The 13,361-nt window shown below is 65.7% G+C and carries 13 protein-coding genes; 5 read left to right on the top strand and 8 right to left on the bottom strand.

Translation table 11 applies throughout. The features are described 5' to 3' along the window. Positions 1–3: 3 nt before the first annotated feature. Complete coding sequence (locus tag ABIF91_RS16130; protein ID WP_028177755.1) at positions 4–732, bottom strand: GyrI-like domain-containing protein; 729 nt, start codon at positions 730–732, stop codon at positions 4–6. 235 nt (positions 733–967) lie between these two features. On the opposite strand from ABIF91_RS16130, the gene dapF reads away from it, so the two are divergent. Both dapF and mtaB read left to right on the top strand, forming a co-directional pair. After that, positions 968–1,843 carry a diaminopimelate epimerase gene (dapF, locus tag ABIF91_RS16125; RefSeq protein ID WP_028177754.1) on the top strand — a complete coding sequence of 292 codons (876 nt, stop codon included), beginning with the start codon at positions 968–970 and terminating at the stop codon, positions 1,841–1,843. Further along, positions 1,843–3,096, top strand: a complete 1,254-nt coding sequence (gene mtaB / locus ABIF91_RS16120; protein ID WP_035672603.1) for a tRNA (N(6)-L-threonylcarbamoyladenosine(37)-C(2))-methylthiotransferase MtaB — start codon at positions 1,843–1,845, stop codon at positions 3,094–3,096. Before dapF ends, mtaB begins: the two co-directional genes overlap by 1 nt. Before the next feature lie 103 nt (positions 3,097–3,199). Here the strand turns inward: mtaB and ABIF91_RS16115 are convergent, their stop codons facing one another. Beyond that, entirely contained in the window at positions 3,200–4,309 is a 1,110-nt protein-coding gene (locus tag ABIF91_RS16115; protein WP_028177752.1) for a DUF2336 domain-containing protein, read from the bottom strand. A 221-nt stretch (positions 4,310–4,530) separates the two neighbouring features. Next, a complete protein-coding gene (locus ABIF91_RS16110; protein ID WP_028177751.1) occupies positions 4,531–5,232 on the bottom strand; it encodes an RluA family pseudouridine synthase in 702 nt (233 codons plus the stop codon). Positions 5,233–5,442: 210 nt separating this feature from the next. Here ABIF91_RS16110 and ftsY point away from each other — a divergent pair, with 210 nt between their 5' ends. Together ftsY and ABIF91_RS16100 are read left to right on the top strand one after the other, a co-directional pair. Next, positions 5,443–6,387 carry a signal recognition particle-docking protein FtsY gene (gene ftsY, locus ABIF91_RS16105; protein ID WP_028177750.1) on the top strand — a complete coding sequence of 315 codons (945 nt, stop codon included), beginning with the start codon at positions 5,443–5,445 and terminating at the stop codon, positions 6,385–6,387. 3 nt (positions 6,388–6,390) lie between these two features. Beyond that, the gene (locus ABIF91_RS16100; protein ID WP_028177749.1) at positions 6,391–6,993 is read left to right on the top strand and encodes a septation protein A; all 603 of its coding nucleotides are present in this window, start codon (positions 6,391–6,393) and stop codon (positions 6,991–6,993) included. Positions 6,994–7,149: 156 nt separating this feature from the next. Here ABIF91_RS16100 and ABIF91_RS16095 read toward each other — a convergent pair whose 3' ends face one another. From ABIF91_RS16095 to ccmA, 5 genes are all read right to left on the bottom strand, one after another. After that, positions 7,150–7,746 (bottom strand): DsbE family thiol:disulfide interchange protein, encoded by a 597-nt coding sequence (locus ABIF91_RS16095; protein ID WP_028177748.1) that lies wholly within the window; start codon positions 7,744–7,746, stop codon positions 7,150–7,152. Next, positions 7,743–7,928, bottom strand: coding sequence for a heme exporter protein CcmD (gene ccmD, locus ABIF91_RS16090; RefSeq protein ID WP_028177747.1), 186 nt, complete (start codon positions 7,926–7,928; stop codon positions 7,743–7,745). The genes ABIF91_RS16095 and ccmD overlap by 4 nt, the downstream gene beginning before the upstream one ends. Beyond that, the gene (locus tag ABIF91_RS16085) at positions 7,925–8,710 is read right to left on the bottom strand and encodes a heme ABC transporter permease (RefSeq protein ID WP_028177746.1); all 786 of its coding nucleotides are present in this window, start codon (positions 8,708–8,710) and stop codon (positions 7,925–7,927) included. Before ABIF91_RS16085 ends, ccmD begins: the two co-directional genes overlap by 4 nt. A 91-nt stretch (positions 8,711–8,801) precedes the next feature. Then, positions 8,802–9,470 (bottom strand): heme exporter protein CcmB, encoded by a 669-nt coding sequence (gene ccmB / locus ABIF91_RS16080; RefSeq protein WP_028177745.1) that lies wholly within the window; start codon positions 9,468–9,470, stop codon positions 8,802–8,804. Positions 9,471–9,720: 250 nt separating this feature from the next. Then, complete coding sequence (gene ccmA / locus ABIF91_RS16075; RefSeq protein ID WP_028177744.1) at positions 9,721–10,323, bottom strand: heme ABC exporter ATP-binding protein CcmA; 603 nt, start codon at positions 10,321–10,323, stop codon at positions 9,721–9,723. Between the two features lie 241 nt (positions 10,324–10,564). Between ccmA and acnA the strand changes: the two genes are divergently transcribed. Next, positions 10,565–13,285 (top strand): aconitate hydratase AcnA, encoded by a 2,721-nt coding sequence (gene acnA, locus ABIF91_RS16070; RefSeq protein WP_028177743.1) that lies wholly within the window; start codon positions 10,565–10,567, stop codon positions 13,283–13,285. Positions 13,286–13,361: the final 76 nt, after the last annotated feature.

Below are 13,361 nucleotides of genomic sequence, written 5' to 3'. Positions count from 1 at the left end.
GTCTCACTTCAGCGGCACGAAAACATTGATCACGAGCTTGTCCTCGGCCGTCTTCAGGGGATCGGTGAGGTACTCCTCGATGAAGGTGTCCTTGGCTTCCAGCTTCTTGTCGTCGAGGTGATTGGTGATCGCCTCATAGGTGTTGTCCATGTTGTCGTAGGAACCGCGATGGACGAATTTCAGGGCTTTGCCCTCCGGCGATTTGCCGATGCTCATGTCCTTGGACAAGTTCTTCGGATCCTGGTCGACCGGGATCTCGGCAAGGAAGGTAAAGCCGGTGTCGTCGGTCGAGGTGTAGACGATCATCGGATTGCCGGCTTGCTTGATGCCCTGCTTGTCCAGCAGCGTGTTCAGTGCCTTGAAGGCGTCGATCAGCGTGTCGAAGGCCGAGTCCCAATTGGCAGTGCCCTTGACCATCACGACCTTCCTGGCCTCGAGCGTGGTCTCGAGGCCGAAGGGATCGGCGGTCTGCACCGGGGCGGGCGTCGCGGCCGCCGCCGGGGGCGGGGCCGTCGGGGCGGGGGACGGCGAGGCGCTGGCCGCCGGCGACGGGCTTGCCGCCGGCGCTGGCGAAGCGCTTGCGGCTGGGGCGGGTGCCGCCGACGGTGCAGGCGAGGGGCTTGCCGACGCGGCCGGTACCGGGCTGGGTGTCTGTGCCGGAGCCCCGGACAGGCCAATCGACATGGCCGCCGGGATCAGCGCGGCCAGAGCGAGACGACGAAAACCAGTCATTCTATTCTCCCCAAGGCCTGGATTCACCAAGGCCTAAATTCATCAAGGCCTTACCCACCAAGGCCTCAACCTGGCCGCGCGTCCCGGTTCGCGCGAACCGCGCCGTTCTAACACGCGAGCGCCGAATTCGTCCCATGACAGATGCGTCATGGCCGGTGTCCTGCTTCGCGGCCGCAAATCACTGGCCAAGCCGGCAAGGATCGCCATATAAGGCGGGCGAAATTCGGGAATTTTCATGAGCGCGCTGGCCAACCACGCATTTGCCAAGATGAACGGCATCGGCAACGAGATCGTCGTTGTCGACATGCGCGATTCCGCAGGCCGGGTGACGCCGGACGATGCGCGGGCGGTGGCGTCTGCGCAAGGCGGCATCGCCTATGACCAGCTCATGGTGCTGCAGAAGCCGCGGCTGGACGGCACCGAGGCCTTCATCCGCATCTACAATCATGACGGCTCGGAGGCCGGCGCCTGCGGCAACGGCATGCGCTGCGTCGTGCGCCGCATCTTCGAGAAGACCGGGCAGACCACCGCGACCTTCGAGACGGCCGCCGGCCTGCTCAATGCCTGGCAGGGTCCAGCGGCCGATCTCTACACCGTGGACATGGGTGTGCCGAAGTTCGGCTGGCAGGACATTCCGCTGGCGGAAGAGTTTCGCGACACCCGCTACATCGAATTGCAGATCGGACCAATCGACAATCCGATCCTGCATTCGCCCTCGGTGGTGAGCATGGGCAATCCGCATGCGGTGTTCTGGGTCGAGGACGTCAACGCCTATGATCTCGGCCGCTTCGGTCCGCTGCTGGAAAACCATCCGATCTTCCCCGAGCGCGCCAACATCACGCTCGCCCATGTCGTCGATCCCCAGCACATCACGATCCGCACCTGGGAACGCGGTGCGGGCCTGACCAAGGCCTGCGGATCGGCGGCCTGTGCGACGGCGGTCGCGGCGGCGCGGCTGAAGCGCGCGGAGCGCAAGGTCGAGATCACGCTGCCCGGCGGCAAGCTCGGCATCGAATGGCGCGAGCGCGACGACCACGTGCTAATGACCGGCACGGCGACCTTCGAATATGAGAGCACCTTCGATCCGGCGCTGTTCGCGCCTGTCACGTGATGGGCGTCGAAGTCGTCACCTTCGGCTGCCGCCTCAATGCCTTCGAGGCCGAGGTGATCCGCAGCAAGGCGGAAGACGCGGGCCTTTCCGACACCATCGTCATCAACAGCTGCGCCGTCACCAACGAGGCGGTGGCGCAGGCGCGCCAGTCGATCCGCAAATTGAAGCGCGAGCGGCCCGGTGCGCGCATCGTCGTCACCGGCTGTGCCGCGCAGACGCAAGCTGCGATGTTCGCCGACATGGCCGAGGTCGATCGTGTCGTCGGCAATGACGACAAGCTGCACGGCGATGCGTGGCGCGAGACGCAGGCGGCGTTCGACGTCGGCGCCAGCGAGAAGATCGCCGTCAGCGACATCATGGCTATCAGGGAGATGGCGCCGCACCTCGTCGACGGCTATGCGAGCGGCCTGCCGCGTGTGTTCGTCCAGGTCCAGAACGGCTGCGACCATCGCTGCACCTTCTGCATCATCCCGTTCGGCCGCGGCAATTCGCGCTCGGTGCCGATGGGTGCCGTGGTGGAGCAGGTCCGGACACTGGTCGAGCGGGGTCATGCCGAGATCGTGCTGACCGGCGTCGACCTCACCAGCTACGGCACCGATCTGCCGGGCGCGCCGAAACTCGGCATGCTGACCAGGCAGATCTTGCGGCATGTGCCGGAGCTGAAGCGCCTGCGCATCTCCTCGATCGATTCGATCGAGGCGGATGGCGACCTGCTCGATGCCATCGCCGACGATGCCCGGCTGATGCCGCATCTGCACCTGTCGCTGCAGTCAGGCGACGACATGATCCTGAAGCGTATGAAACGGCGGCATTCGCGCAATGACGCCATCGCGTTCTGCGACCAGGTCCGCCGTCTGCGCCCGGACATCGCCTTCGGCGCCGACATCATCGCAGGCTTTCCGACCGAGACGGAGGAGATGTTCTCGCATTCGCTGGACCTCGTCGAGGAATGCGGCCTGACATTTCTCCACGTCTTTCCCTATTCGCCGCGGCCCGGCACGCCGGCGGCGCGGATGCCGCAGGTTGCGGGGCCGGTCATCAAGGAGCGCGCGAGACAACTGCGTGCAGCCGGGGAAGCCGCACTGCGGCGGCGGCTGCAGGCCGAGGTCGGCGCAACGCGCGAAGTGCTGATCGAGAGCGCGGGGCAGGGCCGCACGGAGCATTATCTGCCGGTGGTTGTTGCAGGCGAGCGTGTCGGCAACGTGGTGCCGCTGACGATTGCCGGCAGCGATGGCGAGCGGCTGACCACATAGTCGGGCTGCGGTAAGTTGCGCCGCGCTCCATCCTCAACGTCGTCCCTGCGTGCGCAGGGACGACGCCGAGGGTGTGGATACGCCGTGACCCGAACACGCGCGCCTACGACGCCCGCACCTGCCAGAACCGCAGCGTGCGCCGCGCGTCCTCCGTCGTCATTCCCGCAAAATGATCCTGCGCCCTGGCGAGATCGGCCGGCTTCATCGCGCCCGTCGCGAATCGGCTTTCGAGCACGGCGGCTGTCGTCCCCCAGCTGAGCTGCGCGGCCTTGCACGGCACCAGCAGGCCGTCCTCGCGCAAGCTCTGCATCAGCGGGCGAATCACCTCGACCGTCGACCTGGATAGCGCCGCAAGGGTTGCCACCGTCTCCTCATAGCGCCGTTGTCTGGCGAAGCCGAGCAACGCCGCCTCGTCAAGCTGGCCGGTCGCCTTGAGACCCGCGATGGCGCGCTTGGCGCCTTCGAAATCACGGACACCGGACATCTCGCGCTCGACGCCGATGGTGACGGCGGCGATCGCGCTCCGGATCTCCTCGAACAGATGCGGCGGCGCGCGCGACAACAGGCGGGCGCGCACGGCATCCGTCGCCGAGCGCAGCAATTGGTGGCGCAGGTCCGATGGCAGATCGACGCGAACGCCGACGCGGACGGCGAGCTCCGGATCGCTCTCGGCCTGTCCGACGATGATGGCAAATCCGCCTCCGGAGACGCGCGCGCCGGGATTGGCGGCGAGCCGCCGGCTGACGCTGGGATAGCGGCGCGCCAGCAGCGCGTCGGTGACGATCTCCTTCAGCCACCAGCGTCCGGCGACGGCGAGCAGATGCGGCTCGCCCTTGCTGGAGGCGACCTTCACCAGTTCGCCGTCGTCGAGGCGCGCGGATTCCTGCAGCACGGGACCGGCGATGCGGATCTCGTCATTGTTGGCGAGGCGGCGGATCACGGACGGTGGTGCCTGCGCGACCGGCGCGAGCTGGGCGCTGATCTCGGCGAGCGCGATGCGTGCGCCCATGTCGGCGATGGCGCGCAGCTCGATGGTGCCGATCAGGCGGTCGAGCACGTCGTCGAACAGTGCGATCTGCTCGTCGTCAAAGCTGCCGGCGGAAGACAGGAACAGGTCGGTGACGCGGCGGGCCGTCTCCAGCCCCTTTTCCGGCGAGCCTGCCCGAATCGCGGATTCGACCTCGTCGATGATCGATTGCTGGGCCTTGGACATCACGTGCTGCTCGTCCCGAGCGGTTAACGGAAGCTTTTTCTAAGCAACCGTTATCATTAGAGAGGAGCGCTGAAGGTTTGGTAAACCATGGGGCCATGACCCTTGTCCTGAGGAGCCCGCGAAGCAGGCGTCTCGAAGGATGCAGGCCGAGGTGCAGCAGCGGGGGCCTCTTATGGTTCGAGACGGCCGCTGCGCGGCCTCCTCACCATGAGGGTTTGCACCTATTCCCCATTCCACCCGCAAGCCCTGAGCTTCTCGTGCATGTGCGGCGGGGCCGGCGCCACGACGCGGACCGGCTCCTTGTTCCGGGATATCGGCACCACGATCTCGCGGGAATGCAGGTGCAGGCGCGGCTCGCCGAAGCGCGGGCCGTTGCCGTAAATGTTATCGCCGAAGATCGGCCAGCCGGTTGCGGCCGCATGCACCCGCAATTGATGGGTCCGGCCGGTGACGGGTTCCATGGCGAGCCAGGTCACGCCCTCGCCCCGACCCATCACCTTCCAGTTGGTGATGGCCTTCTGGCCCTCCGGGTCGGGCTTCTGCCACCACCCGCGCTCGGCATTGAGCCGGCCGAGCGGCATGTCGATGGTGCCTTCGTCTTCAGCGGGGCCGCCCTCGACCACGGTCCAGTAGGTTTTGCCGATCTTGCCGTGCTTGAAGAGGAGGCCGAGCGATGCGGTGGCCTTGCGATGGCGGCCGAGCACGAGGCAGCCGGAAGTGTCCTTGTCGAGCCGGTGAGCCAGCACCGGCGGCCGCGGCAGGCCGAAACGGAGCGCGTCGAAGGAATCCTCGAGGTTCGGCCCGCCCTTGGGGCCGCGATGCACGGGAAGGCCGGCCGGCTTGTTGATGACCAGCATCAAGCCGTCGCGATGGAGCACGCGCGACAAAATCTCCTCGGCGGTCAATTCGGGAACATCGAGCAATGGCAAGACTTTCGTTTAATCGCCGGAACGGCTAACACACCAGTGCGGCGGATTTGGCATTCGCTCGGTGTTCGCCGCAAGCGCGAAGCGAATGCCAAATCCAAAAGCCGCACTGGCAAAGAAATTTTCGCTCGGGCCGCTCTTCGATTTGAAGTTCCTAACCGAACTTGCGGCAAGAGAGTAGGAACTTCAAATCGGCGGCACGAGCACATGAACGATACCTCCGAGACCCCCAAGCTGAGCTGGTGGCGCCGCCTGTCCAATGGGCTGAAGCGCACGTCGTCCTCGCTGGGGACCGCGGTCGCCGACCTCGTCACCAAGCGCAAGCTCGACCGCGCCATGCTCGACGACATCGAGGACGTGCTCTTGCGCGCCGACCTCGGCACCTCGGTCGCGGTCCGGATCGCGGACGCGGTCGGCACGGGGCGGTATGACAAGGCGATCTCGGCCGACGAGGTCAAGGACGTCGTCGCGACCGAGGTCGAGAAGGTGCTGGCGCCGGTCGCGAAGCCACTCGAGATCGATGTGGGCAAGAAGCCGTTCGTCATTCTCGTCGTCGGCGTCAACGGCTCCGGCAAGACCACCACGATCGGAAAACTCTCGCAAAAATTCGCGTCCGAGGGCCGCAAGGTGATGCTGGCCGCCGGCGACACGTTTCGCGCAGCGGCGATCGAGCAGCTCAAGGTCTGGGGCGAGCGGACGAAGACACCCGTCATATCAGGTGCGCAGGGCTCTGATTCGGCAAGCCTTGCCTTCAACGCGCTGACGGCGGCGAAGGAGCAGAACATCGACGTGCTCCTGATCGACACCGCCGGCCGCCTGCAGAACAAGGCCGAGCTGATGAACGAGCTCGAAAAGGTCGTGCGCGTGATCCGCAAGGTGGATGCCAGCGCGCCGCACGCGGTGCTGCTGGTGCTGGACGCGACCGTCGGTCAGAACGCGCTGTCGCAGGTCGAGGCCTTCCATCGCACCGCAGGGGTCACCGGCCTCGTGATGACCAAGCTCGACGGCACCGCGCGCGGCGGCATCCTGGTGGCGCTTGCGGAGAAATTCAAACTGCCGGTGCATTTCATCGGCGTCGGCGAAGGCGTCGACGATCTCGCGCCGTTCACCGCGCGTGACTTCGCCCGCGCCATCGCCGGAATCGAGAGCTGAAGAATGGACAAGACCCAGCCGCATCCGCTGTTCAAGCTCGCGACCGAGCTCGGTCCGCTGCTCGTATTCTTCTTCGTCAATGCGAAGTTCAATCTGTTCGCCGCGACCGGCGCCTTCATGGTCGCGATCGTGGTGGCGATGGTCGCCTCCTATGTGGTGACGCGCCACATCCCGATCATGGCGATCGTGACGGGCGTGATCGTATTGGTGTTCGGCACGCTGACCCTGGTGCTGCACGACGAGACCTTCATCAAGGTCAAGCCGACCATCATCTACGGCCTGTTCGCCGCGATCCTCGGCGGCGGCCTGTTGTTCGGCCGCTCCTTCATCGCCGTGATGTTCGACCAGGTATTCAACCTGACCCCGCAGGGCTGGCGCATTCTCACGCTGCGCTGGGCGTTGTTCTTCGCCGGCATGGCGGTGCTGAACGAGATCGTCTGGCGCACCCAGAGCACCGACTTCTGGGTGAACTTCAAGGTGTTCGGCGTGACGCCCATCACGATGATCTTCGCCATCGCCCAGATGCCGCTGACCAAGCGCTACCACCTCGCGCCGGTATCGCTGGAGACCAGCGAGGCGGAGGCGGGGGATGTGAGCAAGGGGTAGGGCGAAACGTCGACCCACATACCGCTGTCATTCCCCGCGAAAGCGGGGAATCCGGTACGCCGCGGCTTCTCCGTATACGTCTGACGTCTCTGGAATATTGGATCGCCCGATCAAGTCGGGCGGATGACAGTTGAGTGTGTCGCACGAGTGCGGCGATCAGCTCCCCGCCGCCCTCAGCGCCTTCTCCATCTGCGGCATCAACACGGTCCGCAGATTGTCCGGCGTGACCGGCCCCACCAGCTTGTAGACGATGGTGCCCTCGCGCCCGACGACGAAGGTTTCCGGCACGCCATAGACGCCCCATTCGATCGAGGCGCGGCCGTTCGCGTCCACGCCGACGCGGCCGAACGGGTTGCCGTAGCGGCCGAGGAAGCGGCGCGCATTGTCGGAGGCGTCCTTGTAATTGATGCCGACCAGTTGGAAGCGCTTGTCCTTGGCGAGTTCGGTCAGGAGCGGCGCCTCGTCGTGGCACGGCACGCACCAGGACGCCCAGACGTTGACCAGGCTGACCTTGCCCTTGAACGCGGCGGGATCGAGCCCCGGCACCTGGGTGCCGTTGTCCTGCAATCCCTCCAGCGGCGGCAGCGCCGTCTGCGGCGCCGGCCGACCGATCAGCGCCGAGGGAATCCGCGAGGGATCGCCGCTGCCGAGCCGGAACCAGAACAGCAGCGCAAGTCCGATGAAGGCGATCAGCGGCAGCACCATCAGGAAGGTGCGGCGCTGCGGCGGGGCGGAAGTCGACTGATCGCTCATCGCAGCTCCGTCGCGCTGCGGCCTGAACGACGGGTGATGCCGCGCTCCTCCAGTTCGCGCAGGCGCTGCGTCTGGCTGCGATAATCGAGCACGATCCAGCCGATCAGGATCGCGACCACGGCGGCCGCCGCGGCATAGGACGTCACGATGAAAGAGGCGTAGGGACCGAGCGACATGATCAAGCGGCCCCGACTTCGTTTGAAGCGCTTTCTCCACGCGAACCGCTTTCGCTCGAGAACGCGATGCGGCTCGCCTGCATCATCTGCAGCGAGCGGACGCGGCGGCGCAGGATCTCGTTGCGCATCGCAGCCAGGTGCAGCGTGACGAACAGCAGCGTGAACGCGATCGCCATCACCAGCAGCGGAATCAGGAACGACTTGTCGAGGGCCGAGCCGCCCATGCGCATCACCGAGGCCGGCTGGTGCAGCGTGTTCCACCAGTCGACAGAGAACTTGATGATGGGCAGGTTGATGGCACCGACCAGGGTGAGCACCGCAGCCGCACGCGCCGCGCGCGAGGGATCGTCGACCGCTCGCCACAGCGCCATCAGGCCGAGATACATCAGGAACAGAATCAGCACCGAGGTCAGCCGCGCATCCCATTCCCAATAGGTGCCCCACATCGGCCGGCCCCACAGCGAGCCCGTGAGCAGCGCAAGGAAGGTGAAGCTGGCGCCGATCGGAGCTGCCGCTTTCGCGGCGACATCGGCGAGCGGATGCCGCCACACCAGCGTGCCCAGCGAGGCAATGCTCATCACGCCCCAGACGAACATCGACAGCCAGGCATTGGGCACGTGGATGAACATGATCTTCACGGTCGCGCCCTGCTGGTAGTCGTCGGGCGCGAGCGCGGATTGATAGAGGCCGATCGCGAGCAGGATGACGGTCGCGGCGGCGAGCCACGGCAACACCCGCGCCGTCAGGGCGAGGAACCGTGTCGGATTGGCGAGGTCGATCAGCGTCATGGTATCCTGATAATCACCGGGAGCCGCTCAGGCAATCAGCACGAAAGGCCGCAGCGAAAATTGATCGGAGTCAAGGTCAGTCGAGTCCATCTCAATCGAGACCATGGCGCAGGCTCGCCGCCGCGGCGAACGGGCCGACGACGAGGCTGACCAGGGACAGCGCACAGAGGATCGAGAACGGCGCCCCGAACGTCATGGGACCGACGATCACGGCCTGCGAGGCGGCAACGCCGAAGATCAGCACGGGAATCGACAGCGGCAGCACGAGAACGGCCATCAGCAGCCCGCCGCGGTGCAGCGTCACAGCCAATGCCGCGCCGATCATGCCGGTGAAGGTCAGGGCCGGCGTGCCCGCCAGCAGCGTCAGCGCCACTGCGCCGGTTGCGACCGTGTCGAGGTTGAGCAACAGGCCGAGCACGGGGGTTGCGACGATCAGCGGCAGGCCGGCGGCCAGCCAATGCGCCAGCGCCTTGGCGGCGCAGGCGAGTTCCAGCGGCGTGCGGCTCATCGTGATCAGGTCGAGCGAGCCGTCCTCATGATCGGCCATGAACAGCCGGTCCAGGGTGAGCAGGCTCGCCAGCAGCGCGCCGAGCCACAGGATCGCCGGCCCCAGCCGCGACAGCAGCGCCAGATCCGGCCCCACCGCGAACGGCATCAGCACCACGACGGTCAGGAAGAACAGCACCCCGATCAGCGCCCCTCCGCCGACGCGCAGCGCGATCCGGATGTCCCGGCGGATCAGGGCGGACAGGGCGGTCATGGGCGGCTCCAGTCGTGCCCCAAGGGTGGTGCGCTCCATCCCCCCTTGCGAGGGAGGGCGGGGGAGAGGGGTAGCGCCGGGAGGGATGCTCGCTGGGGGCGAGCCCACGGCAACCGAGCGCCTGCCTCCGCAAAGCTGGAACCGAGAGGCCCTGCCGTGCGGCACCCCTCTCCCTGACCCTCCCCCGCAAGGGGGGAGGGAACGGAGAGGCTGGCGCCTAGCCGCTTGGAAAACTGAGGGTCCATCGGAATCACGCCGCTCCCCCAATCCGCAGCTCCCGCGAATCAATGCCGAGCGGCGCGTGGGTGGCGGCGATGATCAGGCCGCCGCGCGACAGGTGCTCACGCATCAGGCCGCCGAACATCGCCTGGCCGGTCACATCCAGCGCATTGGTCGGCTCGTCCAGCAGCCAGACCGGGCGACGGATGGTCAGCAGCCGGGCCAGCGACAGGCGGCGGCGCTGGCCGGCGGACAGGAAGCCGGCGGGCAAATGGGTGGCATGGTCGAGGCCGACGGTGGAGAGGCTTTCAGCCGCGTCACCGCGGTCCCCGCCCAAGAAATCAGCCCAGAAGACCAGATTTTCAGCAACGCTCAGCGCCGGCTTCAGGGCGTCGCGATGGCCGAGATAGTGGCACTGCTCCGGCACCGTCAGCTCGCCATCGCCCCCGTCCAGCGCGATCGTCCCGGCGGCGGGAACGAGCAGGCCCGCGATCAGCCGCAGCAGCGAGGTCTTGCCCGATCCGTTGCGACCCGTCACCGCCACGGCTTCGCCCGAGGCGGCCGCAAATTCGAGGCCAGCGAATACCTCGCGTCCGCCTCGTACGCATCTGAGCCCGTGACCTGAAAGCCGCATCTCGCCTCGTTTCAACCCGCTCAAAGCCAGGCCTCAGGAAATCTTGGGGTAGCGCATGGGAATTTTTGGCTCGCGGATTGCTGCGGCACGATTGTGGCTGTGGCGGCGCCGTTAGAAAGCTTCTATAAGCCCGGAACTACTTGATGCAGCAACTCAACCTGCCCCTGCAAGCGGCCCAGCCTGATACGCTGACGGTGTTAAAATACCCTGCCGGGTATAGCTAACAATTGGGATCTCCTACATGACCTCGCTCGACAGCTTCAAATGCAAAAAGACCCTCAAGGTCGGCGCCAAGACCTATGTGTATTACAGCCTGCCCACGGCCGAGAAGAATGGTCTGAAGGGAATTTCGAAACTTCCCTATTCGATGAAGGTCCTGCTCGAGAACCTGCTGCGCAACGAGGACGGCCGCTCGGTCAAGAAGGAAGACATCGTCGCGGTGTCGAAATGGCTGCGCAAGAAGTCGCTGGAGCATGAGATCGCCTTCCGTCCCGCGCGCGTCCTGATGCAGGACTTCACCGGCGTGCCTGCGGTGGTCGACCTCGCCGCGATGCGCAACGCGATGCAGAAGCTCGGCGGCGATGCAGAGAAGATCAACCCGCTGGTTCCCGTCGATCTCGTCATCGACCACTCCGTGATCGTGAACTTCTTCGGCGACAACAAGGCCTTCGGCAAGAATGTCACCGAGGAATACAAGCAGAACCAGGAGCGCTACGAGTTCCTGAAGTGGGGCCAGAAGGCGTTCTCGAACTTCGCCGTCGTGCCGCCCGGCACCGGCATCTGCCACCAGGTCAACCTCGAATATCTGGCCCAGACGGTCTGGACCAAGAAGGAGAAGATGACGGTCGGCAAGAAGACCGGCACCTTCGAGGTGGCCTATCCCGACTCGCTCGTCGGCACTGATTCGCACACCACCATGGTCAACGGTCTCGCCGTGCTCGGCTGGGGCGTCGGCGGCATCGAGGCGGAAGCCTGCATGCTCGGCCAGCCGCTGTCGATGCTGCTGCCCAACGTCGTCGGCTTCAAGCTGAAGGGCGCGCTCAAGGAAGGCGTCACTGCGACCGACCTCGTGCTGACCGTGACGCAGATGCTGCGCAAGCTCGGCGTGGTCGGCAAGTTCGTCGAGTTCTTCGGCCCGGGCCTCGACCATCTCTCGGTCGCGGACAAGGCCACCATCGCCAACATGGCGCCCGAATATGGCGCGACCTGCGGCTTCTTCCCGGTCGATGCCGCCGCGCTCGATTATCTCAAGACCTCGGGCCGCGCCTCGGCGCGGGTCGCGCTGGTGCAGGCCTATGCCAAGGCACAAGGCCTGTTCCGCACCGCCAAGTCGCCCGACCCGGTGTTCACGGAGACGCTGACGCTCGACCTCGGCGACGTGGTGCCGTCATTGGCCGGCCCGAAGCGGCCCGAAGGCCGCATCGCGCTGCCCGCGGTCGCGGAAGGCTTTTCGCTCGCGCTCGCCAGCGAGTACAAGAAGGCCGCGGAGCCGGCGAAGCGCTTTACGGTCGAAGGCAAGAACTTCGATCTCGGCCATGGCGATGTGGTGATCGCCGCCATCACCTCCTGCACCAACACCTCGAACCCGAGCGTGCTGATCGGCGCCGGCCTGCTCGCCCGCAATGCGGTGAAGAAGGGCCTGAAGGCCAAGCCCTGGGTGAAGACCTCGCTCGCGCCAGGCAGTCAGGTGGTTGCGGAATATCTTGCGAATTCCGGCCTTCAGGCTGATCTCGACAAGGTCGGCTTCAACCTGGTCGGCTTCGGCTGCACCACCTGCATCGGCAATTCCGGCCCGCTGCCGGAGGAGATCTCGAAATCGATCAACGACAACGGCATCGTCGCGGCCGCCGTGCTCTCCGGCAACCGCAACTTCGAAGGCCGCGTCTCGCCGGACGTGCAGGCGAACTACCTGGCCTCGCCGCCGCTGGTCGTCGCCTATGCGCTCGCCGGCAGCGTCACCAAGAACCTTGCCGCCGAGCCGCTCGGCGAGGGCAAGGACGGCAAGCCGGTGTACCTGAAGGACATCTGGCCGACGACGAAAGAGATCAACGCCTTCATGAAGAAGTTCGTGACCGCGTCGATCTTCAAGAAGAAGTATGCCGACGTGTTCAAGGGCGACACCAACTGGCGCAAGATCAAGACGGTCGAGAGCGAGACCTATCGCTGGAACATGTCTTCGACCTATGTGCAGAATCCGCCCTACTTCGAAGGCATGAAGAAGGAGCCCGAGCCGGTCACCGACATCGTCGAGGCGCGCATCCTCGCCATGTTCGGCGACAAGATCACCACCGACCACATCTCGCCGGCCGGTTCGATCAAGCTGACCTCGCCCGCTGGCAAGTATCTCAGCGAGCACCAGGTGCGTCCGGCCGACTTCAACCAGTACGGCACCCGCCGCGGCAACCACGAAGTGATGATGCGCGGCACCTTCGCCAACATCCGCATCAAGAACTTCATGCTGAAGGGCGCCGACGGCAACATTCCGGAAGGCGGCCTGACCAAGCACTGGCCCGACGGCGAGCAGATGTCGATCTACGACGCCGCGATGAAGTACCAGCAGGAGCAGGTGCCGCTGGTGGTGTTCGCCGGCGCCGAATACGGCAACGGCTCCTCGCGCGACTGGGCGGCGAAGGGCACGCGTCTGCTCGGCGTGCGCGCCGTGATCTGCCAGAGCTTCGAGCGCATCCACCGCTCCAACCTGGTCGGCATGGGCGTGCTGCCGCTGACCTTCGAGGAAGGCACCTCATGGTCGTCGCTGGGTCTGAAGGGCGACGAGAAGGTCACGCTGCGCGGCCTCGTCGGCGACCTCAAGCCGCGCCAGAAGCTGACCGCGGAGATCGTCTCCGGCGACGGTTCGCTGCAGCGCGTTTCGCTGCTCTGCCGCATCGATACGCTGGACGAGCTCGACTACTACCGCAACGGCGGCATCCTGCACTACGTGCTGCGCAAGCTCGCGGCGTAAGCGCGGATTTGTGAACGATGGCTCACTGCGAAGTGAGTAGAAGCCCAAACGAAGGCGGCCTATCAAAGGCCGCCTT

Source organism: Bradyrhizobium sp. USDA 241 (assembly GCF_049739505.1).
In the GTDB taxonomy this organism is placed as follows: Bacteria; Pseudomonadota; Alphaproteobacteria; order Rhizobiales; family Xanthobacteraceae; genus Bradyrhizobium; species Bradyrhizobium liaoningense.
This window is presented reverse-complemented; position numbering and strand designations above follow the sequence as displayed.

Excerpts from the sequence above, each read along its gene's own strand:
- ABIF91_RS16130 (WP_028177755.1), bottom strand. The coding sequence starts at position 732 with ATGACTGGTTTTCGTCGTCTCGCTCTGGCCGCGCTGATCCCGGCGGCC.
- dapF (WP_028177754.1), top strand. The coding sequence starts at position 968 with ATGAGCGCGCTGGCCAACCACGCATTTGCCAAGATGAACGGCATCGGC.
- mtaB (WP_035672603.1), top strand. The coding sequence starts at position 1,843 with ATGGGCGTCGAAGTCGTCACCTTCGGCTGCCGCCTCAATGCCTTCGAG.
- ABIF91_RS16115 (WP_028177752.1), bottom strand. The coding sequence starts at position 4,309 with ATGTCCAAGGCCCAGCAATCGATCATCGACGAGGTCGAATCCGCGATT.
- ftsY (WP_028177750.1), top strand. The coding sequence starts at position 5,443 with ATGAACGATACCTCCGAGACCCCCAAGCTGAGCTGGTGGCGCCGCCTG.
- ABIF91_RS16100 (WP_028177749.1), top strand. The coding sequence starts at position 6,391 with ATGGACAAGACCCAGCCGCATCCGCTGTTCAAGCTCGCGACCGAGCTC.
- ABIF91_RS16095 (WP_028177748.1), bottom strand. The coding sequence starts at position 7,746 with ATGAGCGATCAGTCGACTTCCGCCCCGCCGCAGCGCCGCACCTTCCTG.
- ABIF91_RS16085 (WP_028177746.1), bottom strand. The coding sequence starts at position 8,710 with ATGACGCTGATCGACCTCGCCAATCCGACACGGTTCCTCGCCCTGACG.
- ccmB (WP_028177745.1), bottom strand. The coding sequence starts at position 9,470 with ATGACCGCCCTGTCCGCCCTGATCCGCCGGGACATCCGGATCGCGCTG.
- ccmA (WP_028177744.1), bottom strand. The coding sequence starts at position 10,323 with ATGCGGCTTTCAGGTCACGGGCTCAGATGCGTACGAGGCGGACGCGAG.
- acnA (WP_028177743.1), top strand. The coding sequence starts at position 10,565 with ATGACCTCGCTCGACAGCTTCAAATGCAAAAAGACCCTCAAGGTCGGC.